This window comes from Pseudomonas sp. SWRI179 (genome assembly GCF_014268705.1).
Taxonomy (GTDB): Bacteria; Pseudomonadota; Gammaproteobacteria; order Pseudomonadales; family Pseudomonadaceae; genus Aquipseudomonas; species Aquipseudomonas zanjanensis.
The window spans coordinates 76885-102305 of sequence record NZ_JABWRA010000015.1 but is presented as its reverse complement, the minus strand read 5'-3'; the positions used below and the strand labels follow the sequence as shown (position 1 = coordinate 102305).

The following is a 25421-nucleotide window of genomic DNA, read 5'->3' as shown; positions in this document are numbered from 1 at the left end:
ACACATGAACATCAAGGATCGAACCGCTTCCCACAGCATCGGCCAGTTGCGGCAAGCGCTGGCCTCCGGAGCGCTCACAAGCGAGTCCCTGGTTGGCGCGCAACTGGAGCGGATCGAGCGTTTCAACGGTCAACTCAATGCTTATGTCGAGGCGTATCCCCAACGCGCGCTCGGTGCCGCCATCGCAGCCGATCGGCAACGGGCTGCCGGTGTCAACTTGGGGCCATTGCATGGCATTCCGGTTGCGATCAAGGATCTGTTCGAAATCGACGGCAAGGCCATCACCGGTGGTTCGCTGGCACAGCAGCCGCGTATCTCGCGGCTCACCGCCACGGCAGTCCAGCGACTGGAGCGCGCCGGGGCGATCATCATGGGCAAGACCCACACCGTAGAGTTTGCTTTCGGGGGGTGGGGCACCAATGCCGTGATGGGCACGCCGTGGAATCCATGGGACTGCGACGTGCATCGTGCTCCAGGCGGGTCCAGCAGTGGCTCCGCGGTGGCCGTGGCCGGCGGATTGGCAAGCGCGGCATTGGGCACCGATACCGGCGGCTCGGTGCGGATTCCGGCGGGTATGTGTGGTCTGGTGGGGTTGAAAACCACGCGTGGGTTGGTGAGCCGTCACGGGTTGATTGAATTGTGTCCATCGCTGGATTCGGTGGGACCGATTACGCACACCGTCGAAGACGCCGCGTGGATGCTTGACGCGCTGCTGGGGCCGGACCCGCTGGATTCGGTCTCGGCCAAGTCGCCAGTCTTCAGTGCCGCGGCAGGCTTGAATCTTCCGGTGGCCGGTCTGCGCATCTGGGTGCTGCCACAGGCCGAACGCGTACACATCGCGCCTGGCGTATTGGCAGCCTATGACCAGGGGCTTGAGCAATTGGTCGCACTGGGCATGCATTTGGTCGAACAGCCGCTACCGACTTCGCTGGAGCAGTGCATGCGCGTTGCCGGTGGCCTCATGAGTGCCGAAGGCTACGCCAGCCTTGGTAGCCTGTTCGAACGCGATGATCTGCGCTTCGATCCTCATGTGCAGCGTCGGGTGCTGAGCGGACGCGCCATCGACGCGGCGGCTTATATCGATTTGCACAACCAGCGACGCGTTGCCCGCCAAGCCATGGACGAAGCCATGTCCAATGTCGATGCCTGTGCGTTTCCGACCAACGCCATTGGCAGCGTACCGCTGAGTCAGGTCGATGAATACGGCACGCCGCTGGCCTTGCTCGGCCGTTTCGCCAACCTGCTCAATCTCTGTTCAGTGGCGCTGCCGGTGGGCTTCGACGAGCAACGTATGCCGGTCTCGATGCAGATCGTCGGGCGTGCTTTCGCCGAACCCTTGGTCCTGCGGATCGCCCATGCCTACCAGCAAATCAGTGATTGGCACCAGCGGCGGCCTGTGGGTTGGGACCTGTCGGACAGGGTGGTGGCGTGATGGAAATCTGTGTCGTCGGAGCTGATATCGTTGGCTTGAGCAGTGCCTGGTTTCTACACAAGGCCGGTCGTAACGTCACCGTTGCAAGCGCTGGCCGATCCCGCTCTGCTAGCGCAGCGCCTTAACTTTCTCAATTCACGGAGTAAACCCGATGGCAACGATTCAACGTTTTCAGAGCAACGCGCGGATGTCCGGTGTGGTCAGTCACGGCGATCTGCTTTACCTCTCCGGCCAGGTGCCCACGGATCTACACGTTGGCATCGAAGAGCAGACGCGGCAGGTGCTGGCCAAGATCGAAGCCTTGTTGTCGCTGGCGGGCAGCGACAAGGGCCAGCTTTTGAGCGCACAGATCTGGCTCAAGGACATTAATCGTGATTTCGCGCCGATGAATGCGGTGTGGGACGCCTGGCTGCCAGCGGATAGCGCTCCGGCACGGGCCACTGTTCAGGCGCGCCTGGCGCGGCCTGAGGTGCTGGTGGAGATTATGGTTATAGCGGTGAAACCTGCTTTTGGTGTTTGAGAAGGTTGGGGCGTCGCTTTTTTGGGTTGCGGTGGGGTGCGTAAGATGTGCTGGTCTCCTGACTCGAAGCTGAAGGCCGTCACCATCGCTAAGGACGTAATCCTTGTCTTTTGCCTTGACTGCCTTGAGCTGGCGGTCGGAAAGGCGAAGGGCTGGAGCAGGCATGAGAGCTTCCTCTGACACCGTTTTGGTATTCCAAAAAATAGCACCGTATGGCTTGGAATACCATTTGGAATACCATTTGGAATACCCAAACGGCTGGAACTCAAAATTCTTCTACAGAAGCCAATGGCGATGAAACCCTTGGTTTCACTGAATTCCAGGCACAAAAAAAGACGTCCGTGGACGTCTTTTTTGTCGAGTTGGTGGAGCCGGGGGGATTTGAACCTGCGTCTGATCCAGGAAGCATGTTGTCTCTAGGCCAGAGGCTGGCATAAAGCTGTCATTCTGAAACTTTGTCGAACTTGATCTTCTTTCCAGATCCGCGTTGCTCGTAGATTTCCGCTTTTTCCCAGATGAGCCGCAGAATGGCGTTTCCACCCACACTGGCATCCTTGAGTTCGTTCAGGCACGAAAATTCCCTTGCATCTCCAGAGCCGAGTTTATATGTGATTCTGGAAGGCATTCCTCCACCCATCCTGTAAAAAAGGTAGCCATCCCCGTCGAACTCAAAATCCCCGTGACTTAGGGGGTCTATTCCCGTTCCACGTAGCTTGATTGAGTAACGATCTAGCTTTTCTACTAATCGCCTATATCTCTTGTATCTTGCATTGTCTGCCAATCGTTGCCGACGCTCATTGAACTTACTTATATAGTCTTCATCCGAAGCGACAGATATCGGGTATCTAGCATCGAACTCTACGGCGTTTTTTAATGTTTCGAGATCATTTTTATCCTGCTGAGTAAGGGGGTAGCTAATGAAATTAGCGATCTCGCAGTAGTTATGCTTGAATCTGTGTTTTGATAAATAGATGAACAGGTCTTCTGGGCCGCCCGTCAATGCGGATGCCAGCCCTGCTTTCAGGTACATCTCGACAGCGTAACCGATCAGCAAGGTAGATGACTTAACAAGAGATCGATCCATATTCATTAAGTCTATGTTTTTGGATACAAACCCTACAGTCCCAAAGTTATCCTCTCGTAACCTTCGAACCAGTTTTCTCCTGCTGATTAACCACTGCAACCTGAGAAGCTTGGAAGATAGTAAAAGCGCATGGCCCTCAGACTTCCAATCACTGGCGCTGAACTCTCCTACGCTAGCTCTCGATAACTTTCCTTGTGTCTGCATGCTGTTCATTCACGCTCCATAGTTTGGCTGCCTTGCTTCCCGCCGCCTCATCCGCTGACGGCATCCACCTACCGTATACCCTAGCGATAGACGTCCAGTCACTATGCCCCATCTGTTGGGCAACCCACATCGGATGCTCGCCAGCGGACAGCGTCATCGAGGCATATGTGTGACGGGTCTGGTAAGGGCGCCGGTACCGCACGCCGGCTTTCTTCACCGCGTGCGCCCACATGGTTTTGCGAATCGGTTGATCGCCAGTCCAGCGGAGCAGGGTGCGCGGGTTCTGGAACACTTCGTTACCGGCCAGGAAGGTGTGAGCCTTCTGCGCTACCAGGGCTTCCATTGCTGGCGCCAACAGCTTGATGCGGCGCTTGCCCGACATGGTCTTGGTCACCTCGGCTTCGCCGGCCGCTGCCTGGGTCATAGCCTGAGAGACGTAGACCTCACCCTTCAGCCAGTCGATAGCGCCCCAGTCGAGCGCGACCATTTCGCTGGTACGCATCCCTGTCCAGAACGCGAACTGCACTAGGTTCCTGGCCTGGCCATCGAGCGCGGCCAGGATCGCCCGCTGTTCCTCTGGCGTGAACGGGTCAACGTCATCCTCTTTCACCTGATCCTTTCGCGAGAAGGTCCAGCCGGCCATCGGGTTGGTTTCTATCAGCTCTTCCTCGTCGACTGCATCGTTCAAGGCTGAGCGCAGGCAGCTCTGGATGTTGCTCAGCGTCTTGTTGGAAATCTCCAGGGTGTTGAGCCAGTCGCGCACGGTCTTGCGTTTCAGGTCGACCAGCAGGGTAGGGCCGAGGGCCGGCACCAGGCGCTGCTCAATGATTTTCCGGTACCCGTCGAAGGTGCTGCTCGATACGTGCTGCTTCTTGTTTGCCAGCCACTTGGTCAGGTAGCCGGCGACCGTTTCCCGCCTGGCTTCGGGCGCGAACTTCGCGGCCCTGGGCGAGCCGGGGAAGGTGACGACGTAGTCGAACGTGCCATTGGCGATCGTGTGCTCGACCGCTGCCTTGTGCTGCTCGGCACGTTTCAGATTAGTGGCGGTGGGCTTGAGCGCGATACGCTCACGGCACCGAACGCCGCGATACATGAACGTGATTTCGATACTCGACTCGGAGACTGCCCGAACTCCCCGCCCATCTCTACCCACGACTCATATCCCTCCACATCAATTAATACTCGGCCATCTGGCGCCTTGATCCATATATCGCCGAGCCGCCAAATTCCGTCGCGAAGCTTCGAGCGGATAGCGTCTTCGGAGTAACCAGACTCGCTGGCAAATTTCCTCACGGTTACGTAGCGCATGCGTCGGTATTCCTGGCTATTCAGGGGTAACGATTGCGCATAGGCCGCGTATCGATTGGGCGTAGATGGCTTGCTCATGCGAGCAGCGTCTAACAGTTCTGTTGGTCATATCCGACTTCCTTTAACTACTCGGATACAGCCTACGGACGGTTTCCTGGCGTGGGTTTCGCTTTCACGCAACAAAAGCGACGGAAATTAGATCTCTGAGAAATTCCCTACCAGGGTATGGGCAAGCCACACGACGTAGTCAGGCTGCTGGTTGCTCTGAAAGACCAAAGCCGCCATCAGGTCTGATGCAGTTTTTTCTGCTCGAAAGCGATACGGTTCATTACGCAGATTGGGATTGCGAACCCTTGAATATTTGTTTTGAAGGTTTCGCAACCGTCTTCGACGATTCCACAGGGCACACCCCGGCGGAAACGCATTCCCCTGCCGATGTAGTTGCGCAGGATGATTTTCCAGGACTCGTCGTCGTAGTAGAAACCTGTGATCTCAGCCCAGTTGGCCTTGACTCCGCTTCCAATGACTCCTTCAGGTGTCAGGCAGAAAATTTCTACCTGGTTTTCCTGGGTGACTGGTACGGCGTAAATCCGGCCATTCGGTGCTACTGGTGGGAAAGTTCGCCCGTTCCCAAGGTCACGAAATTCCATGGTGGTGCTCCGTGTGCATGACGTTGCATGACACGCTATGCCAGGTCTTGGAAATCCCAAGCCGGCCCTGTCGCAGGTGTATGCCGTTGGGTTTTCTACAAGCCGCCGTAAGCTGTGTTGATCACAACAGGGAGTAGCGCCATGGGTAGTAGATCAACAGTGATTCGAGTCAGCTTGCTGGCTGCGGCAGTAGCTTTTCTGGTTGGGTGTTCTTCCACTCAATCGCCGAAGACTGTTCAGCTTCCTGAGCCAAAGGATGTCCCGAAGGAAAAATGGTCGGATGCGATGCACGTTCTGACTGCCATGGGGATTTCCGGGCAGCGTGACGTTCCAATCGAGATGGTAGGGGGAGTTGATAGAGTGAGCCCCACCAACAGCTCAGTGGCAGGGCTAGGGGACGCTGGATTAAGTGCAATTGGATATGTGTCACCACCTTCAGGCATGAGCGGTGGCGCAGCCGCAGGTGTTGGCTTGGGTTTGATGCTACTGGGTGGATCAAGTGATCCGGTTCGGGCAACTCAGGTTGTTGCCTGGGTGCCTTCCGATCAGGCCGGCTCACCACAGGAGGCATCGGATTTGGTCCTGCAGAAAGTGGAGGAGGCCCGCAGAAAGAGTTTTTCAGGTGGTTTGTCAAAGCTGGGTATGCAGACCGGCCGATATCCTGATGATCATTCGCGCTCGTACGCAACGCCAGCAGATATCTTTGTGGAACGTCCTATCCCATTCGCAGATACACCCGCTGCGTCACCAAGCTTCTTGGCGTCGCCTCGCAGCTACGGGCCGATATTTATCCGGCACAACCAGTTCACGCTTGATGCCTACAAGAACGACATGACGACCTCGGAAGCCATGCTGCAGGCATCGAAGTACCTACCCGAATGGATCTACATCTACCATCCTGGTCAGCGACTTAGGAAGGATTCGATCCCGGCGGCCATCTTCAACCAAGGCCGGGCACTCTACTTCGTAGGGAAATAATTCTGCTGGTCTTTTCGTCGCAGGCTTTCGCAAGTCTGCGACGATTTTTTTGGGTATGCCTATCTAGATACGGGCTTATTTTGTCTTTTTCAGACTTTTCGCTTTATAAGTAACACCCAAAATGCAACAGTTCTAGTAGAACGCCCTAACTGATACGGGCACCCGTCATGTTCATCCGCGCATACCTCCGAGCATCCACCGAAGAGCAAGACGCCGGCCGCGCCCGCGCCTCGCTTGAGCAGTTCGCCAGCGACCATAACAAGGTCATCGCCAGCGTGTACCTGGAGAACGTCAGCGGCGCCACCGCCGACCGGCCGGAGTTGCTGCGCCTGCTGAAAGATGCGCGCAAGGGTGACGTGCTGCTGGTGGAATCCATAGACCGCCTCTCCCGCCTCCCGGTAGAAGACTGGCAAAAGCTCAAGGCTGCGATCGATTCCAAGGGCTTGCGCATCGTCGCGCTAGACCTGCCGACCAGTCACCAGGGAATGCAGGACACAAAAGGCGACGAGTTAACCGGCCGGATGCTGGGGGCGATTAACTCAATGCTGGTAGAGATGATGGCAGCTATTGCACGCAAGGATTACGAGCAACGGCGCGAGCGCCAGGCCCAGGGCATCGAGAAGGCAAAGGCCGCCGGCAAGTATCAGGGCCGGCCAGTCGATGCAGACCTGCATAAGCGCGTTACCGAGCTGCTCGGCGCCGGACTAGGTATTAGGGCAACCGCTCGTCACGCTGATTGCTCGACAACTACAGTGCTAAGAATTCGCGACATACACGCATCAGAAAATAAAAAGACCAGCTAATGCTGGCCTTTTTTGTAGCTGAAATACTGTTAAGCGACCTCAATCATCCCGTTTCGAAACGTAGTCGAACACCCTTTCACCGAGGTGCTGGGTTGCACAGGGGGGCGGGAATCCTGCAGCGAAGGAATTGCGCCACTGCGATCAGAGCAAGCAAAAGAACCGGCAAAGCTGCCTCGTTCTTCCTGCGTTTTTGAACCAATCTGACCAGACGAATCGCGATTGCTATAAATCATGAGAATAACCCGTGTGGTTATGTACCAATTTTGGCTCATTGAGCATGACGAATTTCTCGCCCCTCTTGAGCACCCCGATGTGAGTCCTTCCACCTACGGTCGCTACACCACTTGCGAAGCGTTGCATTCCTGACTGCAAATTAACCAAAAGCTCCGCTAAATCGACGGCATACTGTGCAGGCAAATTTCCAAAGTCAATACGAGCAACACTGTCCCACCATGGTAGCTCAACAGGAGAACCTGGAGTGGAAAACGTGAATCCGTCAGGTATTTCGCCACCTGCAGCTCTCAATTGATCAGTAAAAGCTTGGACAATCGCCGGCGCCTGGCTGGCCATTAATTGACCAACGGTCACATTAATTTGATCTGCAAGCCTGCCATCAACCCCAACGAGTAGCCGTTCAACGAAATCCGACTGCCCAGCAAAACAGGTTCCCGAACGACTTCGCCAAGCGAACTGCTCTTCAACCGTCAAAGCGCTGACCGATAGCTTGAATACCTTACTGCTAGCATCATCCGTGCCGTAACCGCCCACGATGAACTGGAGGTCTGGAAAATAAGGTCTTAGCTCTTCCGGGGCGGTCGCATATTCGACCTCAGCCTCCCACTCCTGGCGAACGTGCGCCAAAAATGCCTCAACGACGGCCTGAACAGTACGAAAGGTAGCCCCCTCTCCTGCGTTTCTCTTTTTGAAGCGGTTGGCCACTCCCGCAATCGTAACCCCGCAAAGGGTGGCCATCCCAGAAGTGACTGCAGCTACGGTAGTGTCCTCGTCTTCATAAAGGCAGAACATCTTCTGTGCGCCACCGAATACATTGGTTACGTAAGGTCTCAACTCCGCTGCCGAAACCACTTTATGGCCTGTCGCATCAATCAATTCGTTGCCATCAGCATCTCGGGCAAAACCGCCCCCGTTCCGGAAAGGCAAAATTGCTTGCTCTACCTGGCTTGAAAGGCTGTCACACCCCAGGACGATTGCATCATAAGTGGCGATTGCGATGTTAATAGTCAACCTGGGCACCCCCCTATAAGCACGAGATTGGTCTACACACTGCGAGTGTAGGCAATGTTCAGCTGAAGAAAGGGACGGAATATGAGGATGGAGAGAGATTCGGAGGCGAGAGGCTTGGGTTCCTGCACCCACCGTGCACTCATGGATGCATTCGGAGGAATCAGAAAAACGCTACGAGGCAGGGAATGTATGGTGTCAGAGCCGGTTCGAACGGCCAACCTTCCCCTTGGGAGGGGCAAAATTTTCCGGTGTTTACAAAGGTCCGCCTGAAAAGGGGCTGCATCAGCGCGTTGGTGAGCTGCTTGGCGCTGGGCAGGGCATTCGGGCAACCGCTCGCCATACAGGGTTCAGTACCACCACAGCGCTTAAATCCGCGATGAAATGATCAAGTAGCGACGCAGTTTTGCGCACTGTCGAGCAGCAGCGACATCCTTTACGAATTCTACCCAGGCTGTATTCGTCGCCTGGGTAGCATTCCGGTCGCCTGGAATGCGCTGGCTCGTCTAACGGCCCAGGTGCCGTAGCAATGCCCTGATAATTCTGGCGCGCAGGAGAAGCTTGCGACTGACACCGCAAGCGTCATACCGCCCGCCAGTTCGCCGAAACGGGCGAACGCAACGATGTTCACCAAGGCGAGAACCATGATGCCGTAGAACTCGGCATTGGCCTTGCCGGCAGCCAGAGCCTGATGTTCGGTGAGCATCCACTTCTGCGACAGGCAGAAGGGGCATACGGACGACTCCGGGTCACCGCCGCCCACGGGTATTCCATTGATGTAGAACGGCGCGCTGGTGACCACCTTCGGAACCATCATCTTCTTGCAGCACGGGCACTTAACTTTGCTCATGACGTGAACCTGCTGGACTTGGCACATGCCTGAACGTTACCCGAGCACTGGCGAATCCCAAGCCACCACCATGCGCATCTGCCGATGTGCTGCAAAATCAGTCGGTGTGATGCTTCTTGTCGAGATGATCTGCGACCTTGTAGCCAATCACCGCAGCCACCCCCAGCGTGCCGACCACGCCGATGACCGCATAAACCAGTAGCTCAATCGAGTCCATGTCTTGCTCCTTCTGGGCTGAAAATTTGCACTGGCTTCAGCTTCTCACCCGTTGTGCCAATCCCAAGGATTTCATCCTCCTCAAATCCCTTTCCGCCGGTACCTGGCTGATTGAATTCGAGGGTAACCGGCGCGCCGCTCATATCCGCTTCGCGACACATGTTTCAAAAAAGCATGCTCACACTACCTCTATTGCTTATGGGAGTCTGACGGTTCACCTCACATAGAGAGAATCTGCCGATTTTTGGCCGAAGCGGTGTCGTGAAAAGGTGTTGCCGCTGTAGCCCGCATGGTTACTGGGTTTCAGGTTTTTTAGGGTGTCTTGTACAGGTTAAGGGGTGTCGTAAAGGGGTGTTGTCGTCCAGGTAAGGGGTGCCGTGAAGAGGTGTTGCTGGTGCAACCCGCATGGTTGCTGGGGTGCGGGTTTTTCAGGGCGTCTTGTGCAGGTTAAGGCGTGTTGTAAAGGGGTGTTATCGTCAAGGTAAGGGGGTGTCGTGAGGAAGTGTCGTCGCTACAGTCCCGGGACTAAGGGGCTTTCACAGTTACAATGTATCGTATGACAGCGGCGGAGGGAGTGTCAGATTTTTTGTGTGCGGCCGGTGACGGCCTGCCGTTAGGCAGACCTTCATTTACCACGTCGGCCTGATGAACCGGTCCCCGTACAGGATCGCGAATTGATTCATGGCGCTTTTCCAGTCATGGGCTGCACTGCCCCAGTTTGCGGTGATGTTGCGCAAGCCCAGCCAGATTAATTTGGTGGCAGCGTCATCAGTTGGGAAGTGGCCTCTTGTCTTGATGATCTTTCGTAACTGAGCGTTGATGCTCTCGATCGCGTTGGTCGTATAGATCACTTTCCGAATGGCAGGCGGGAAGACAAAAAACGGGATAACAGTGGCGATTCAGTCTCACTAGCCTTTTCTTCTTGTGTCTTTTTATGTTCTAGCTTGCGCTTTTCCTCATTGATGCGCTCTTCTTTAATCATTTCTATCATTTTGATATGAAACTCCTGGCTTGTTTTCCCGCAGTAATCCTGAAGAAAATCGTAGTCGTCACTGTAAGCTTCAAGATCTTTCCCAGCTATGATTTTTCCTGGTATTTCAAGCCCTGGCGCAACTGCTAATGGTTCTATTTCCATGGCTGTAGGTGAGTCATGAGGTTCTGATATGGTGATTTTTATTTCGGCCATGGGGACTTTTTTTGAATCACGAAGGTAACTTAGTATGAATTTCCTAGAATGTCCCAGGCTTGCATAACCTTGTAACCCAGGGGCGTCACTGTCGAGGTAGAAGTACCAAGAAATAGGGTTGTATTTGCAAATTCCTTCTGAAAACATTTCGCCATGTACAGATCCCGAACCTTCGGCTGACTCTATGTTTACGACGAAGCGAGGCTGGCCAGCTGGGGTTTCTGGGTAGTCTCCAGTGATTATGGTGTACTCTGTTGTCGTTGAGAACTTTCCTGACCAGAGTCCGTGCTTGTAGAAGTACTTCTCACGGAAGTCTGGGAAGTCAATGGCTAATCCTATGAATAAGCCAACTACGCCTAGTGCCGCTATTAAGGTGCTAATTTTTTTTAGAAACATCATCTTCTTGCCTGCTCGTATGCAAGTCAGTCTGAGTTTAATGGTAAGGACGAAAAACGTAGCATCCTTGATCGTATAACCCTGGGTTTCTTAACATCGGTCGTTGAGTACAGGGCATCAATAGCTGTGTCGCTAGATTTCCATTGTCGCCCAATAATTGATAGTTTTCTGATCAATTTTGGTTAGGAGACGCTGGTAGATCTGAGTCCTAATACCCACCTTTTCGCCCATCGTCCGGGCGTTCTGGGCATATTGCTGCAAGGCAATTTTCATGAATCCGTTGGACATTTTGGATTTCAAGTGCAGCAAGGTTCTTTGATCGGCGAAGACTTCAGCACCTACTAGATCCATCGTTCGTGTAGAGGTGTTGAAATTTTTCTGCTTGTTGAAATCAAGGGCATGCATCAACTCGTGATGTAGCGAGTTGTACCGCCAGAGCCAAACGAGATCCTCACGGGTACCCTCAGGCATGCAGCTCTCGTTAATGAAGACCGCGCTACGACCACTGCCGCCCCGTAAAAAATTGATAGTTACGCCTCCGGCGTCACTGGTTCTGTAGGTAGCCAAGTCAGCCGCTTGATCGTTGAAATAGAGCTTTTCGTCGTACTCAACTCCGCACAGTCGTAGAAGGTCAGTTTCCTCTTTCATCTGCTCGCGTGGTACCAGATATACATCCTTCGTCAGGCCAGCGAAACGCGCCCTGAGCTCGTTGAAGGCGCTCTCGAAAACTTCAACACCCATCATCGCTTCGATATCCCTGCGCCTATCCGCAATCGTAGATGAGCGCCCAGCCAGGAGATGAACAGGGCGCGCTATAAAAGCTGTCATTAAGCTGACATTCCGGAGCCAAAACAGCCCATTCAGGCACAAAAAAGGCACTTGCTTTATCTGCTAAGTGCCTGATTTGTTTAACTTGTTTGGTGGAGCCGGGGGGATTTGAACCCCCGTCCGCCAGTACTCCGCTGTCGGTACTACATGCGTAGCCGTGTCTATTAAGTTAACCCTCAGCGACCCGACGGGCAGGGTGCTTTGGGCGAGTTGTGTAAGTTTTAGCCGATTCGTCCACAACGTACTGCACGGCGATTCCGTTCTATATGACAATCACTTTGGGTTTACGGACATCCCCTCGTGATTGCTGGACCCGAAGGTACCAGAAGCTCAGGATCTAAGGCTGCTTACGCAGCGATAGCGAATTCCTGGCCGTAGTTTTCGTCATTGGCAACTATAGAAGTTGCAACAGTGGATTTACGAGTTCTGTTACCAACTCGGCATGCACCTAGAGTTTCGCAACCGGCGTCGAATCCTAAACGGCCCCGAACCTGTCGCTCCGTGAGTCTGTTGGAGCGGCAGGCATGTGCAGTGTACGCCAATCCATGTCCGAGGCCAACCCGAAGGTTGGCCTGCGGTGATTCTACTGGTCGCCTTTGGCGTTGTTCTGCAGCTTCTGGATGGCCTGATTGGTCAACGAGATGCAATTTTCGGTGCCTTCTTTGGTGCCTTTGGCGTGCTCAGCCTTGGCTTGTCCGACGGTGGCGTCGATGTCGGTCTTTAGACCTTCGCTCATCTGCTCGGTGCTGACTTTGGCGTCGCTGATCTTTTGCAGGTTGATTTTGCAAAGGTCATCCTGGCTTCCTGCAAACACCGGAGAGGCCAACATCGCAGCGGAAATGAACAAGCCAGCAAGTGCGGTGCGCTTCATGTGTATCTCCTTGAACGTAGGGTCTCGGTGCCGCTGGACAGTCGCGGCCGGGCCGAGTCAGTAGGTGGCCCAGCGGAGCCGGGCCTATTCAAGTGACTACAGCGAAGCGCAGGAATTCGATTTTTCTTCGAGCCCTATCGCAAGGCCTTCACCGTTGGCGGGCTTGGGGCGGGTGACACGGTCAACCAGATAGACCAAGCCGTGGTAGTCGATTTCCCCATGATGCGTCAGACCAATCTCGCACGTGCGGCTGGTGGAAATGCCCTCGGTGCAATATTGAACCGCGTCCTTGAGGCTTCGCAGCGAGTGGGCGTTGAGTTCGGGGGTGGTAAAGCCCTTGTCGCCGGCAAAACCACAGCAATGGATACCTTCCGGAATCACCACTTGTTTGCTGCACTGGCGCGCCAGATCGATCAGCGCCTGGCTTTCGCCAAGGTGCTGGGTACTGCACGTGATGTGCACCGCAATGGGCGCCTCCTGGGGGATGAAATCGAGACGGTCCATCAAGTGAGTACGGATGAAACGCACCGGGTCATACAGGTCCAGGCGCACGTCACCCAAGTCCTGGACCAGCCGTAGCGTGCAAGGGCTGGTGTCACAGTAGATCGGATCGAGCCCGCCACGACTGGCGTGCAGCAAGGCGCCGATCAGTTCTTGGCGCTTGTGTTCGGCCTGCTCGGTGTAGCCTTTGGACGCAAAGGGTTGGCCGCAGCAGAGACTGTCTACATTGTCGGGAAAGACTACCTGATAACCGGCCTTTTCCAGTAGGCCGCGAGTCTTGTCGTACAGCGACATTTGCTCGTTGTCTCCCGCCGCCGGGCCCATGACGCGCGATACGCACGCCGCCAGGTACACCACCCTCGGACGTTCGTCCGAGACGGCGGGGCTGAAACGAATGGCCTTTTCCGGCTGGGGCATGGCGTGGGTCCACTGTGGCACCTGGCCCTTGGACAGGCGTGTCAACGAGGCCGACAGTTTCGCCAGGCGGGGCGCGCCCAACAGCATGCGTGCGCCGTTGGCCACGTGCAGGGCGAAGCGTGCGCCTTGCAGTGTGGTGGCGAAATTTCCTTCAATCCAGTTGGCAGTTTTCGTCTGCGTCGCGTCGCGGCTGCGCAGCTTTTTCACCAGCTCGCCGGTATTGATACCTACCGGACAACGTTGTGCACACAGGCCCGTGGCGGCGCAGGTGTCGATGCCCTGGTATTGGTAGGCACGTTCCAGTTCGGTGGTGTCGGTGCCGGCGCGTTTCTTCGCTTGGATATCACGCCAGATCACGATGCGCTGGCGCGGGCTCAAGGTCAGGTCCTTGGAGGGACAGACCGGTTCGCAAAAACCGCACTCGATGCACTTGTCGACGATTTCATCGGCGGCCGGCAGTGGTTTGAGGTGCTTGAGATGGATTTGCGGATCTTCGCTGAGCACCACGTCCGGGTTGAGAATGCCGTTGGGGTCGAGCAGGCGTTTGAGCTGCCACATCAATTGGTAGGCATCGCTGCCCCATTCCAGCTCGACGAACGGCGCCATGTTGCGCCCGGTGCCGTGTTCGGCTTTGAGCGAGCCGCCGAATTCCACCGCCACCAACTGCGCCACGTCATCCATGAACGCCTGGTAGCGTGCGACTTCTTCGGCGCTGTTGAAGCCTTGGGTGAAGACGAAGTGCAGATTGCCTTCCAGCGCGTGTCCGAAAAGGATCGCTTCGTCGTAGTGATGTTTGTCGAACAGTTCGATCAGACGGTTGACGCCGATGGCCAGTTGTTCCACTGGAAAGGTCACGTCTTCGATGATGACCGTGGTCCCGGTTTTGCGGACCGCGCCCACGGCGGGGAAGGTGTCTTTGCGGATCGCCCAGAGCCGAGCGTTTTCCCGTGGGTCTTCGGTAAAGTCGACCTGTTTTTCCACAGGGAAACCGGCCAGGGAGGCCATGATCCGGGCCAGTTGTTCTTGTAGTAATGACGAAGAAGCCGCGCGGGATTCGATCAACAAGGCGCAGGCATTGATCGACAGATGCTGTACGAAATCCGGCATGCCCGGTTTGTCCTGCACCGAGCGCAGGCTGCGGCGGTCCAGCAGTTCGACGGCCGATACCGGCTGGCTTTTCAGTACGGTGACGGCGTTGCAACAGGTTTCCACATCCGGGAATACGATCAGGGCCGAAGCCTTGTTCGGATGGTCGACGACGGTGTTGTAGGTCACCGCACTGATGAAACCAAGCGTGCCTTCGGAGCCCACCAGCAGGTGGCTCAAGATATCCACAGGCTCGTCGAAATCCACCAGGGCATTGAGTGACAGGCCGGTGGTATTTTTCAGACGGTATTTATGCCGGATTCGCGCTGCCAGCTCGGTATTGGCGCGGGTCTCGCGGCCAAGGGTGGCCAGGCGCTCCAACAGTGCGCCATGGCTGGTACGAAAAGCCGCCACGCTGCTGTCGTCTTCGGTGTCGAGGCGCGTGCCATCGGCCAGGACCAAGCGGATGCCGGCGAGGGTGTGATAGGTGTTCTGCGCCGTGCCGCAGCACATGCCGCTGGCGTTGTTGGCGACGATGCCGCCGATTTTGCAGGCGTTGATCGACGCCGGATCCGGGCCGATCTTGCGCCCGAACGGCGCCAGCCAGGCGTTGGCCTGGGCGCCGATCACGCCGGGCTGCAAACGGATCTGCGTCCCTTGTTCGCGAATCTCGCGCCCGTTCCAGTTATCCCCCAGCACAATCAGTACCGAGTCGCTGATGGCTTGGCCGGACAGGCTGGTGCCGGCGGCGCGGAACGTGACCGGGACTTGGTCCCGTTGGGCCAGTTTCAGCAGGGCAATCACTTCATCTTCGGATTCGACGCGTACCACCAGTTTCGGAATCAGCCGATAGAAACTGGCGTCGGTGCCGAAGGCCAAGGTCGACAGCGGGTCGTCGAAACGTCGCTGCTGCGGGATCAGTTGTTCAACGTCGTGTAGGAAAGGGGCTGGAAGGGTCATTGGTCCTCCAGAATCAAAACCACCAGATCCTTCGGACCATGGGCGCCGTAGGCCAGGACTTGTTCGATGTCGGCGGTTTTCGACGGGCCCGATACCAGCAGGGCGTTGGTGGGCATGCCTTGGGCCCATTCGAATTCCTGTTGCACTTCATAGAAGTTGTCGCGGATCTCGCTGGCCTTGAGCAGGGCGAAATGCACCGGTGGCACCAGGCTCATCAGTCGCGGCTCTTCCCGCGTCGGCCAGAGAATCAGACTGCCGGTGGCGGCAATGGCGCCGAGGGTCCCTGTGAGGCTGGCCGGTGTGTCGTTGAACAGTTCGGCTTTCCATTCCTCTACCGGCCTGTCGTAGGCCTTGAGGGTGGGCAGGTCCGGATTGTTCGCCCAGAACTGTGTGATTTTTTTCCCGTGCATGGTCGTCGGCGCGATGAGCAGGCTCGGCAACTGACGGTCGCGCAGCAGTTGCGCGAGCAGGGCCGGCCAGCCTTCTTCGGAGGTCAGGTGGATTTCGGTGTGCACCGCCTCCATCAGCTTGCGCAATTGCGCGATACGTTCCTCGGGCGCATAGCGATAGGTTTGCGTCACCAGCTCGACATCGAAGTTGTCGGCAACCGGCGTGGTGCCCGTCAGGCTTTTACGCAGCTTGGCGAGGATATTTTCCTTGGCGCTCATCGGCGGTCTCCCTGCTGGTTCAGGTGTTCACGGGCCAGGTCATGCAATGAGCGGGCGGCGGGTTTGGGGGCGCTGTGGTTCTGGGTCCACGGGCCAACGTTTCGAGGCGTCAGGGCGCGCAGGCGCGTGGCGAGGAAGCCGAACAGCCGGTACAGCCGCGGCGAGCTGTTGAGCCAGGCCCAGGCATTCCAGATGAACCGTTCCTTGGGCGAGTATTTGCTGCCCTGGCCGCGCATCACTTGGTTAGGGCTGTCCGGCGCCTTGACGTTTTCTTCCCGCAGCCGCCGCAGCAAGGCCGGGATCGGAATTTTCACCGGACACACTTCACCGCAGGCACCGCACAGCGAGGAGGCGCTCGGGTGGTCGGGCACCTTGGCCAGGCCGACCATGTGCGGCGTGATGATTTTTCCGATAGGCCCCGGGTAAACTTCACCGTAGGCATGGCCGCCGATTCGGGTGTACACCGGGCAATGATTCATACAAGCGCCGCAGCGAATGCAGTTCAGGGTCTGGCGCAATTCACTGTCGGCAAATGCCTGGCTGCGACCGTTGTCCAGCAGGACCAGATGGACTTCCTGGGGGCCGTCCAGTTCTTCGGCCTTACGTGGCCCGGAGATCATGTTGACGTAGGTCGTGATGGGCTGGCCGAGGGCTGAGCGGGTCAGCAGCGAGAGCAGCGGCACGACATCACGCAGGTTCTCGACAACCTTTTCGATGCCGGTCACGGCAATGTGCACCGGTGGCACGGTGGTGGACATCCGCCCGTTGCCTTCGTTTTCCACCAGCAGCAGCGTGCCGGTTTCGGCGACGGCGAAGTTGACGCCGGAGACGCCGACGTCGGCCTCGAAGAACTTCTGCCGCAGGACCCTGCGGCCGATCTGAATGAGTTGGTCAACGTCCTTGGTGTACTCCACGCCGAGTTTGTCGTGGAACAAGGACGCGACCTGACCGGCATTCTTGTGGATCGCCGGCATAATGATGTGTGAAGGCTTCTCGTGGTCGAGTTGGACGATGTATTCCCCCATGTCGGATTCGAGACATTCAATGTCCCGAGCCTCGAGGAAATGGTTCATCTCCATCTCTTCGCTGACCATCGATTTGCCCTTGATCACTTGCCGCGCCTCGTGAGCGCGGATGATCGAAAGGACGATGCCGTTGGCTTCGTCCACCGTTTCCGCCCAGTGCACGTTCACACCGTTGCGGGTCAGGTTGCTTTCAAGTTGCTCGAGCAGGTCGGGCAGCTTGGATAACGCACGGGCGCGGACGGCATTGCCCAGCACTCGCAGGTGTTCTCTTTCGTGGGCATCGCTGAAGGACGTTGCCCGCTTGGTCATCAGTGAATCCATCGCACTGCGAAAGTTGTTTCGCAGTTGCGTGTCGTCCAGGGCCTTATGGGCTCGGGCACGAAAATCTTCCTGCACCTCAACGGTCGGAATCAGCGTCGGCGTGCTCATGCGACACCTCCGATGCGCTGGCGGAGGAAACTCGCCAGGTGCTGGCCGCGTAACGCCTCCTGCTGCTTTTCCAGCGCACCGTTGATGTTCATCAAACAGCCGCAGTCAGCGCTGACGACCTGGTGCGCGCCGGATTCCTTCAGCGCTCGGGTCTTGTCGGCCACCATCGCACCGGAAATATCCGGCATGCGAACGCTAAAGGTCCCACCAAAGCCGCAGCATTCGCTTTCGTGGCTGTGTTCGACTCGCTCCACATTGCGCAGCTGCGCCAACAACGCGCGGCCGTGCAGGTGGGTATTCATTTCACGCCGTGCCGAGCAGGACGTATGCAGCGCGACCTTCACCGGCTCGCCGTTGTCGTTCAGCTGCACCTTGCAAACAAACAGCAGGAACTCGGCCAGTTCATAGGTCCGGGCCGCCAAGGCCTGGACCTGCTTGAGCGTTTGCGGCTCGTCCTTGAACAGGTCGGCATAATGCTCGCGCAACATGCCGGCACAGGAGCCCGAGGGCACCACCACCGGATAGTCTTCGGCAAACAAGGCCAGTTGCGCCCGGGCCACGGTCCGCGCCTGCTCGGTATAGCCCGAGGTGTAGGCCGGTTGGCCGCAGCAACTTTGCCCCTGCGGGTAGTCCACCCGGATCCCTTCGCGCTCCAGCAGGTGAATCGCATCCATTCCGGCTTCGGGATAGAACAGGTCCACCACGCATGTGCCGAACAGATAGACCCGGCGCGGTTTCTCGCTGGGGTACTGCCGAGGCTCGGGCAAGGGCGGGGCGACACGGGTCGCGTTCGGTACGGCGTTGTAGAAAAGCTCGCTCATCAGGCGTGTCTCCGGGTGGTCCCGGTTATCCGTCCGCTGAGGCTGCTGAATATAGCCAGGAAATCTTTCAGCAGCCTTGCAGACCCGGTTGTGAATAGCAGACGCCGAATCACGGTTCGGCGTCGGTTTTTCCAGTATTGCGTGTAGGACTTAATGAACCAGCATGCCGGTAAACCAGTAGGCCTGGGCCAACGTGATCAAGCCGACAATCGTTGCAAAGAATAGGCTGTGTTTGAGGGTGAAACGGAACAGATCCGATTCCTTGCCCACCAGCCCGGTCGCGGCGCAGGCCACCGCGATCGATTGTGGCGAAATCATCTTGCCGGTCACGCCGCCGCTGGTGTTGGCCGCGACGAGCAAGGTGTCGCTGACGCCGATCTGGTGCGCGGTGGTGGCTTGCAGCGAGCTGAACAGCGCGTTGGAGGAGGTATCGGAGCCGGTCAGGAACACGCCCAGCCAACCCAGGAACGGCGAGAAGAACGGGAACGCCGCGCCCGTGCCTGCCAGCACCAGGGCCATGGTCGACGACATGCCCGAATAGTTGGTGACGAAGGCGAACGCCAGCACCATGCCGATGGACAGGATCGGCCAGCGCAGCTCGAAAAGCGTCTCTTTAAAAGTGGTAAGACCAGTTTTGAGGTTGATCTTCAGTACCAGCATCGAGATCAGTGCGGAGAAGAAAATCGCCGTGCCGGTGGCAGAAATCGGATCCAGCTTGAACACGGCCGGGATGGCGGTGGGGTTGATCACGATGGGCGCGACCTTGATCACCATCTGGTCCAGGTGCGGAATGGCGAAGTTGAACACCCAACCGTACATCGAGCCGCCCGCGGCGAACATGGCCTTGAACGGTTTGAGGGTCCAGATCGTTACCAACACGGTCAGGATCAGGAACGGCGACCACGCCTTGATGATTTCCCCAAGGCTGTAAGGCGAAGCCACGGTGCTGCGCGGTTGGCCGAAACCGCCGGCGTTGGCGGTGACCGTTGCGCTGGAGGTGGTGCCGGCAATCTGGGCGCCGGCGGTGCGCTTGGGCTGCCAGATTTTCAGGAACAGCGTCAGGGAAATCAGGCTGGCCAGGGCGGAGGTGATGTCTGGCAGCTCCGGGCCGATGAAGTTGGACGTGAAGTATTGGGTGATGGCAAAGCTCAAGCCGGCTACCAGCGCTGCTGGCCAGGTTTCCCGCACGCCGCGCAGGCCGTCCATCATGAACACCAGCCAGAACGGCACGAACAACGACAGCAAGGGCAATTGGCGACCGGTCATGGCGCCGATCTTGAACGCGTCGATCCCGGTGACCTGGCCGGCCACGATGATCGGAATGCCCAGCGCGCCGAACGCCACGGGGGCGGTGTTGGCGATCAGGCACAGGCCCGCGGCGTACAGGGGGTTGAAGCCCAGGCCGACCAGCAGGGCGGCAGTGATCGCCACCGGTGCGCCGAAGCCCGCGGCACCTTCCAGGAATGCGCCGAAGCAGAAACCGATCAACAGCACTTGCAGGCGTTGGTCATCGGTAATCGACAGCACCGAGCTGCGAATCACTTCGAACTGGCCGCTCTTGACGGTCAGTTTGTACAGAAACACCGCGGCGACGATGATCCAGGCAATGGGCCACAGGCCATAGGCAAAGCCATAGCCGGCGGCGGCGAAGGCCATGTCTGCGGGCATGTTGAACGCAAAGATCGCCACCGCAATCGCCAGGGCCAAGGTGATGCTGCCGGCCACATGCCCCTTGAGGCGAAACACCGCCAGGGCCAGGAAGAAAAATACGATGGGAATAACGGCCGCGAGTGCGGACAAGCCGAGGCTGCCGAGCGGGCTGTAGAGCTGTTGCCAGGTTTGCATGATGGGTGGGCCCCTAATTGTTGTTGGTCAGGCACTGATCAGCGATTTGGATAATTGGTATTACCAATTTACAAGCGCTGTCGGCTAGGGTAAAAGCCTTGGTTGTCGTGTGTCAATTTGCCGCCCTGAAACTTTCGTCGAATAAGCGGTGCAGAAGGCATCTGATCCGTTCGAACAAACGGCTTTTGGTGGGTGTGAGCACGGCCCGGATGGGCCAGAATAGAGAGCCCGGCGAGCCGTCGGGATCGTGGAGAATTGAGTTATGGGGTTTGATCAGATTCGTCAGCGCCGTTTGTCTGACGATATTGTCGAGCGGCTTGAAGGCATGATCCTTGAGGGCACGCTGAAGTCGGGTGAGCGGCTGCCCGCCGAGCGGACCCTGGCCGAGCAGTTCGGTGTGTCACGCCCCTCGTTGCGTGAAGCGATCCAGAAGCTGACGGCCAAAGGTTTGTTGATCAGTCGCCAGGGCGGCGGCAACTATGTGGTGGAGTCGCTGGGCTCGACGTTCAGTGATCCGCTGCTGCAACTGTTGGAAAGCAACCCCGAAGCACAGCGCGATTTGCTGGAGTTCCGTCACACGCTGGAGGCTTCCTGCGCTTATTACGCGGCACTGCGGGCCACGGAGGTGGATCGCGAGCGGCTGACGGCGGCGTTCGACGAACTGCAGGATTGTTACTCGCGCCACGACGAGGTCAGTCGGGCGGAGGAGGGCGCGGCGGATGCCCGATTCCATCTGGCGATCGCCGAGGCCAGTCATAATGCGGTACTGCTGCACACCATTCGTGGCTTGTTCGACCTGCTCAAGCGCAACGTCGTCACCAATATCGGCGGCATGTACAAGCAGCGCAGCGAGACCCGCGACATGCTGATCAGCCAGCATCGGGAGTTGTACCAGGCCATTATGGATGGGCATGCCGAACAGGCGCGGGAAGTTTCCAGCCGACATATCTTGTATGTGCAGGAAGTCTTGGAAGAGGTGCGTCAGGAAGTACAGCGCGTGGCGCGGGCGGAGCGGCGTAAAGGGATGTAATCGCGCCGGTGGCCCCCTGTGGGAGCGAGCCTGCTCGCGAAAGCGGTCTGTCTGACACATCACTGTCGCATGTGCCACCGTCATCGCGAGCAAGCTCGGCTCCCACAGTGGATCTTCAGTGAACACAGGATCTGTGTATTGCCGGGATCTGGTGTGGGAGCGGGCTTGCTCGCGAAAGCGGTCTCAAGGACGAAAGAATCAGTCTTCCTTGCCCTTGTTGCGCACCGCGCGCTGCAGCTCGCGGCCGGCATCGCGTTCGCGCTCGGTATCGCGCTTGTCGTACTCCTTCTTGCCCTTGCCCAAGGCAATTTCGCACTTGATCAAGTGCTTGCTCCAGTACAACGACGTGCAGACGCAGGTGTAGCCCTTCTGCTGCACGGAGGCGAAGAGCTTTTCCAGCTCGCGCTTGTTGAGCAGCAGCTTGCGCGAACGCACGGGATCGGCGATGACATGGGTGCTGGCGGTGGTCAGCGGCGTGATATGACTGCCCAGCAGCCATGCTTCGCCGTCCTTGAGCAAGACATAACTGTCGACCAGTTGCGCCTTGCCGGCACGCAAGCTCTTTACTTCCCAGCCGGCCAGGACCATGCCAGCCTCGAAACGTTGTTCGATGAAGTAATCGTGTCGCGCCTTTTTGTTTTGCGCGATGGTCCCTGTGGGGTGTTTCTTCTGTTTAGCCATAGGGGCGGCATTATAGGCAGTTGCGTGCGTGTCGGCTACGGTGAAGCTGCGTGCTTGAGCACGTTGAGTGAATCCCGGACAATGCGGCCTCTTTTTTGAACGCTTGGGCGTGATCACGATGTCGACAGACAAGGTTTCTGTCCACGGCAGTTGGGCTAGCCGCTGGGTCTTCATATTCGCGGCGACCGGTTCCGCCGTGGGGCTGGGTAGTATCTGGAAGTTTCCATACATGGTCGGCGTCTACGGTGGCGGTGCCTTCGTATTGATGTTCCTGGCCTGCATCGCCCTGATCGGCGCGCCGGTCATGCTGGCGGAGACACTGATCGGCCGTCGCGCCCGGCAAAGCCCGGCCAACGCGCTGAAGGTGTTGGCCGTGGAGGCAGGACACTCGCCGAAGTGGTCCTGGGGTGCGTTCGCCGGGATGATCACGGCACTGTTGATCTTGTCCTTCTACAGCGTGGTCGGTGGCTGGTCGCTGGACTACATCATCGACATGGGGCGAGGCGATTTCCAGGGGGCGACGCCTGATCAGGTCGGCGCTTACTTCGGCAATGTGATCGCCGACCCTTGGAGACTCACGCTTTGGCACACGCTTTTCATGGTGCTTTCCGCCGTGGTGATAGCCCGGGGCGTGGTGGCAGGGCTTGAGCGCAGCCTGCGGATCATGATGCCCTTGCTTTTCGTGATGATCCTGGTCCTGCTGGGCTACAGCATGACGACCGGACACTTCATGGAAGGCGTGCATTTCATGTTCGACTTCAAGCCGGAAAAAGTCATGGATGGCCTGCTACCGGCCATGGGGCACGCGTTCTTTTCCCTCAGTGTCGGGGTCGGTTCGATCATGATCTACGGCGCCTACATGCCGAAAAATGCGTCGCTGACCAGGACTGTTGTCGGTGTTGCGCTGCTGGATACCTTCGTGTCGCTGCTGGCGGGCGTGGCATTGTTTCCGATTGTGTTTGCCGCCGGCCTGAACCCCAGCGAAGGGCCGGGGCTGATGTTCGTCAGCCTGCCATTTGCTTTCGGTAGCATGGCGTTCGGCCAAGTCATGGGCGTGGTGTTTTTTGTCCTGGTGGCGATTGCCGCCTGGAGTTCGGCCATCTCTCTGCTTGAACCCATGGTGGCCTATCTGGTCGAGCGCACCCGCTTGAGTCGCGCCTGGGTCACGTTCTGGCTGGCTTTCACTTGCTGGTTCGTGGGCTTGGGCACGGTGTTTTCCTTCAATATATGGAAGCAGGCGAAGTTTTTCGTGAACGAAGACGGGCTGTTCCATCTCTACCAGTGGGGAGCAACCGGAGGGCTGGATTTCTTTGGCGTGATTGATTTCTTCACATCTCGGATCATGCTTCCACTGGGAGGTCTGTGTTTCGTGGTGTTTGCAGGGTGGATCATGGGGCGTGAAGCCGTGCGTGATGAGTTGTCGCTGCGCAGTCCTGTATTGTTCGCCTTGAGCCTGTTCTTGATGCGCTATGTGGCGCCCATTGGCATTCTCGTAGTGTTTGCCGCCCAGCTGTGGAAGTGACGCTTACATGACGACACATATTCAACGCTCGGCCTTGCTGCCCTACCCGGCGCAGGCGCTTTACGACTTGGTCAATGATGTGGCGAGTTATCCGGAATTCCTGCCTTGGTGCTCGTCAGCCGAGGTGCTCGAGAGCTCCGAAACCCATATGCGCGCCAGCCTCAACGTCGCCAAGGGCGGCCTGAGCCAGCATTTTGTTACTCGAAATACCTTGGTGCCTGGCCAGTCCATCGAAATGAACCTTGAAGAAGGGCCATTCAACCAGCTCCATGGTGTATGGGTGTTCAAGCCGCTTGGCGAGAAAGCCTGCAAGATCAGCCTGGACCTTTCATTTGACTACGCCGGTCCGTTGGTGCGAGCGACATTGGGACCGCTGTTCAACCAGGCCGCCAATACCCTGGTCGATGCGTTCTGTCAGCGCGCCAAGCAGAACGCAGAGCTCAAGCGTTGATCGAGATAGAAGTGGTGTACGCCTCGGCGGATCGCCAGGTCTTGCGCACCTGCAGGGTGCAGGAAGGCACCAGTGTTCGCGCAGCGCTGGTGGCGTCGGGGATTGCCGACGTATTCCCGGAGCTGGACCTGGCAACTTGCCCGGTGGGGATTTTTGGCAAGGTGGTTGCCGATCCGGATAGCCAAGTGGTGCAAGCGGCCGATCGATTGGAAATTTATCGACCTTTATTGGCTGATCCGAAGGAAATTCGCCGCCTGCGCGCGGCCAAGGCTGCCCAGGCGCGACAATCGGAGCAATAACCTGGCCGGAATCGCAGGCAAGAAAAAACCCGGCATGCCGGGTTTTTTTCTTGTCGCGATTTATTGCGGCGACGTATCCAGAGGCTCCGGAGTCGGGACCGGTACGGTCTCGACGTTGTCCACGTCCTTCTGGATCTGGTCCAGCAACGAACCTGGCTTGACCGGTTTTTCCGGTTTCGGCTGTTCGGTATTCTGGGCCGGGTCGGTCACGGTGGTGCCGCTGTCCTTGCCCATGATGGCCTCGTCGCGGCTCACACCAGGCATGAAATCGCCCGACAGGCTGACAAGTTGGTCGTCAGGGCTGAAGATGACGCTGATGCGTTCCTGCTGGCGCTCACCGCCGCCTGGCTGCAAGCTGTACAGATAATCCCAGCGATCGGCATGGAACGTGTCGGTCAGCAGAGGGTTACCCATGATAAACCGTACTTGCCGGCGGGTCATTCCCGGGCGTAACTGGTCTATCATGTCCTGCGTGACGACATTGCCCTGCTGGATGTCGATTTTGTAAACCCCGGGGAATGAACAACCGGCGAGTGCGAGCAGTCCCACAAAGGTGAAACTGGTTAGCAAGAGCTTGGTGTTTTGCATCGGTGGGCGACTTCCACTATCTTGGCTGGGACAACGTAAACGCCGATCATACCCGCATTAAGAGAAGCTGCGAAGCAGCATCGCGAGAAAGCTGACCATGGTTGAAAATAGCGAACTACGCAAAGCCGGCCTCAAAGTGACCCTGCCACGGGTCAAGATTCTACAAATGCTCGATTCCGCCGAGCAACGCCACATGAGCGCCGAGGATGTCTACAAGGCGCTGATGGAGGCTGGTGAGGACGTCGGTCTGGCCACGGTTTACCGTGTCCTGACCCAGTTCGAGGCAGCTGGCCTTGTGGTGCGACACAACTTCGACGGAGGCCATGCGGTCTTCGAACTGGACGACGGCAAGCATCACGACCATATGGTCAACGTCGAGACCAGTGAAGTCATCGAATTCTTCGACGAAGAAATCGAGCGGCTGCAGAAAGCAATCGTCGACAAGTATGGCTTCGAGATGGTTGATCACAATCTTGTGCTGTACGTACGCAAGAAAAAGTAAGCATGTCGCGCGGACTTAAGGTTCGCGA

At 57.4% G+C, this 25421-nt stretch carries 25 protein-coding genes, 1 other RNA gene and 2 pseudogenes; 11 read left to right on the top strand and 17 right to left on the bottom strand.

Going from position 1 to position 25421, the window contains the following annotated elements:
• The first annotated feature begins 4 nt into the window (after nt 1–4).
• The 3 genes from HU767_RS11140 to HU767_RS11135 are packed head-to-tail and all read left to right on the top strand — an operon-like array spanning nt 5 to nt 1952.
• Complete coding sequence (locus HU767_RS11140; protein ID WP_186729535.1) at nt 5–1432, top strand: amidase; 1428 nt, start codon at nt 5–7, stop codon at nt 1430–1432.
• The gene (locus HU767_RS29180) at nt 1432–1557 is read left to right on the top strand and encodes an NAD(P)-binding protein (protein WP_346343462.1); all 126 of its coding nucleotides are present in this window, start codon (nt 1432–1434) and stop codon (nt 1555–1557) included. Before HU767_RS11140 ends, HU767_RS29180 begins: the two co-directional genes overlap by 1 nt.
• A 26-nt stretch (nt 1558–1583) precedes the next feature.
• Nucleotides 1584–1952 carry a RidA family protein gene (locus HU767_RS11135; protein WP_186729534.1) on the top strand — a complete coding sequence of 123 codons (369 nt, stop codon included), beginning with the start codon at nt 1584–1586 and terminating at the stop codon, nt 1950–1952.
• A gap of 442 nt (nt 1953–2394) precedes the next feature.
• On the opposite strand, the gene HU767_RS11130 is transcribed toward HU767_RS11135, so the two are convergent.
• The 3 genes from HU767_RS11130 to HU767_RS11120 all read right to left on the bottom strand — a co-directional run bounded on the left by HU767_RS11130 (nt 2395) and on the right by HU767_RS11120 (nt 5198).
• Nucleotides 2395–3249 (bottom strand): hypothetical protein, encoded by an 855-nt coding sequence (locus tag HU767_RS11130; RefSeq protein WP_186729533.1) that lies wholly within the window; start codon nt 3247–3249, stop codon nt 2395–2397.
• Complete coding sequence (locus tag HU767_RS11125) at nt 3209–4333, bottom strand: site-specific integrase (RefSeq protein WP_189674314.1); 1125 nt, start codon at nt 4331–4333, stop codon at nt 3209–3211. Before HU767_RS11125 ends, HU767_RS11130 begins: the two co-directional genes overlap by 41 nt.
• A gap of 499 nt (nt 4334–4832) precedes the next feature.
• Nucleotides 4833–5198 carry a hypothetical protein gene (locus HU767_RS11120; protein WP_186729531.1) on the bottom strand — a complete coding sequence of 122 codons (366 nt, stop codon included), beginning with the start codon at nt 5196–5198 and terminating at the stop codon, nt 4833–4835.
• Between the two features lie 141 nt (nt 5199–5339).
• On the opposite strand from HU767_RS11120, the gene HU767_RS11115 reads away from it, so the two are divergent.
• Nucleotides 5340–6176, top strand: coding sequence for a hypothetical protein (locus HU767_RS11115; protein WP_122569118.1), 837 nt, complete (start codon nt 5340–5342; stop codon nt 6174–6176).
• 167 nt (nt 6177–6343) lie between these two features.
• Nucleotides 6344–6979 carry a recombinase family protein gene (locus HU767_RS11110; RefSeq protein WP_186729530.1) on the top strand — a complete coding sequence of 212 codons (636 nt, stop codon included), beginning with the start codon at nt 6344–6346 and terminating at the stop codon, nt 6977–6979.
• A gap of 222 nt (nt 6980–7201) precedes the next feature.
• Here HU767_RS11110 and HU767_RS11105 read toward each other — a convergent pair whose 3' ends face one another.
• Nucleotides 7202–8224 carry a hypothetical protein gene (locus tag HU767_RS11105; RefSeq protein ID WP_122569120.1) on the bottom strand — a complete coding sequence of 341 codons (1023 nt, stop codon included), beginning with the start codon at nt 8222–8224 and terminating at the stop codon, nt 7202–7204.
• A 235-nt stretch (nt 8225–8459) separates the two neighbouring features.
• Here HU767_RS11105 and HU767_RS28795 point away from each other — a divergent pair.
• Nucleotides 8460–8609 (top strand): annotated as a pseudogene (locus HU767_RS28795) (serine recombinase); the annotation flags it as partial.
• Nucleotides 8610–8666: 57 nt separating this feature from the next.
• Here the strand turns inward: HU767_RS28795 and HU767_RS11100 are convergent.
• The 11 genes and pseudogenes from HU767_RS11100 to HU767_RS11050 form a co-directional block, all read right to left on the bottom strand.
• Nucleotides 8667–9071, bottom strand: a complete 405-nt coding sequence (locus HU767_RS11100; protein ID WP_163006894.1) for a hypothetical protein — start codon at nt 9069–9071, stop codon at nt 8667–8669.
• A gap of 845 nt (nt 9072–9916) precedes the next feature.
• Nucleotides 9917–10177 (bottom strand): annotated as a pseudogene (locus tag HU767_RS11095) (transposase); the annotation flags it as partial.
• Nucleotides 10135–10872, bottom strand: coding sequence for a hypothetical protein (locus HU767_RS11090; protein ID WP_186729529.1), 738 nt, complete (start codon nt 10870–10872; stop codon nt 10135–10137). The gene HU767_RS11090 and the pseudogene HU767_RS11095, both read right to left, overlap by 43 nt.
• Nucleotides 10873–11001: 129 nt before the next feature.
• A complete protein-coding gene (locus HU767_RS11085) occupies nt 11002–11697 on the bottom strand; it encodes a hypothetical protein (RefSeq protein WP_122569123.1) in 696 nt (231 codons plus the stop codon).
• A 90-nt stretch (nt 11698–11787) separates the two neighbouring features.
• Nucleotides 11788–12184: a transfer-messenger RNA gene (gene ssrA, locus HU767_RS11080) on the bottom strand.
• Between the two features lie 96 nt (nt 12185–12280).
• On the bottom strand, nt 12281–12568 hold the full coding sequence (locus HU767_RS11075; protein ID WP_039592339.1) for a hypothetical protein: 288 nt from the start codon (nt 12566–12568) through the stop codon (nt 12281–12283).
• A 96-nt stretch (nt 12569–12664) separates the two neighbouring features.
• A complete protein-coding gene (locus HU767_RS11070; RefSeq protein ID WP_186729528.1) occupies nt 12665–15532 on the bottom strand; it encodes an FAD-binding and (Fe-S)-binding domain-containing protein in 2868 nt (955 codons plus the stop codon).
• Complete coding sequence (locus tag HU767_RS11065) at nt 15529–16200, bottom strand: lactate utilization protein C (protein WP_186705971.1); 672 nt, start codon at nt 16198–16200, stop codon at nt 15529–15531. The genes HU767_RS11070 and HU767_RS11065 overlap by 4 nt, the downstream gene beginning before the upstream one ends.
• Nucleotides 16197–17654, bottom strand: a complete 1458-nt coding sequence (locus HU767_RS11060) for a LutB/LldF family L-lactate oxidation iron-sulfur protein (RefSeq protein ID WP_186705972.1) — start codon at nt 17652–17654, stop codon at nt 16197–16199. Before HU767_RS11060 ends, HU767_RS11065 begins: the two co-directional genes overlap by 4 nt.
• A complete protein-coding gene (locus tag HU767_RS11055) occupies nt 17651–18475 on the bottom strand; it encodes a (Fe-S)-binding protein (protein WP_186705973.1) in 825 nt (274 codons plus the stop codon). The genes HU767_RS11060 and HU767_RS11055 overlap by 4 nt, the downstream gene beginning before the upstream one ends.
• A gap of 150 nt (nt 18476–18625) precedes the next feature.
• On the bottom strand, nt 18626–20320 hold the full coding sequence (locus HU767_RS11050) for a lactate permease LctP family transporter (protein WP_186729527.1): 1695 nt from the start codon (nt 20318–20320) through the stop codon (nt 18626–18628).
• A gap of 262 nt (nt 20321–20582) precedes the next feature.
• On the opposite strand from HU767_RS11050, the gene HU767_RS11045 reads away from it, so the two are divergent.
• The gene (locus HU767_RS11045; RefSeq protein WP_186705975.1) at nt 20583–21350 is read left to right on the top strand and encodes an FCD domain-containing protein; all 768 of its coding nucleotides are present in this window, start codon (nt 20583–20585) and stop codon (nt 21348–21350) included.
• A gap of 198 nt (nt 21351–21548) precedes the next feature.
• Here the strand turns inward: HU767_RS11045 and smpB are convergent, their stop codons facing one another.
• A complete protein-coding gene (gene smpB / locus HU767_RS11040; RefSeq protein WP_042730880.1) occupies nt 21549–22031 on the bottom strand; it encodes an SsrA-binding protein SmpB in 483 nt (160 codons plus the stop codon).
• Nucleotides 22032–22149: 118 nt separating this feature from the next.
• On the opposite strand from smpB, the gene HU767_RS11035 reads away from it, so the two are divergent.
• Genes HU767_RS11035 through HU767_RS11025 form a run of 3 tightly spaced genes read left to right on the top strand, consistent with a single transcriptional unit; the run spans nt 22150 to nt 24303 of the window.
• On the top strand, nt 22150–23553 hold the full coding sequence (locus HU767_RS11035; protein WP_186705976.1) for a sodium-dependent transporter: 1404 nt from the start codon (nt 22150–22152) through the stop codon (nt 23551–23553).
• Between the two features lie 7 nt (nt 23554–23560).
• Nucleotides 23561–24004, top strand: a complete 444-nt coding sequence (locus HU767_RS11030) for a type II toxin-antitoxin system RatA family toxin (protein WP_186705977.1) — start codon at nt 23561–23563, stop codon at nt 24002–24004.
• The gene (locus HU767_RS11025) at nt 24001–24303 is read left to right on the top strand and encodes an RnfH family protein (RefSeq protein ID WP_186729526.1); all 303 of its coding nucleotides are present in this window, start codon (nt 24001–24003) and stop codon (nt 24301–24303) included. The genes HU767_RS11030 and HU767_RS11025 overlap by 4 nt, the downstream gene beginning before the upstream one ends.
• 60 nt (nt 24304–24363) lie before the next feature.
• Here HU767_RS11025 and HU767_RS11020 read toward each other — a convergent pair whose 3' ends face one another.
• Nucleotides 24364–24891, bottom strand: a complete 528-nt coding sequence (locus HU767_RS11020) for an outer membrane protein assembly factor BamE (RefSeq protein WP_186729525.1) — start codon at nt 24889–24891, stop codon at nt 24364–24366.
• Nucleotides 24892–24988: 97 nt separating this feature from the next.
• Between HU767_RS11020 and fur the strand changes: the two genes are divergently transcribed.
• Nucleotides 24989–25393, top strand: coding sequence for a ferric iron uptake transcriptional regulator (gene fur / locus HU767_RS11015; protein WP_003197684.1), 405 nt, complete (start codon nt 24989–24991; stop codon nt 25391–25393).
• Nucleotides 25394–25421 lie beyond the last annotated feature (28 nt).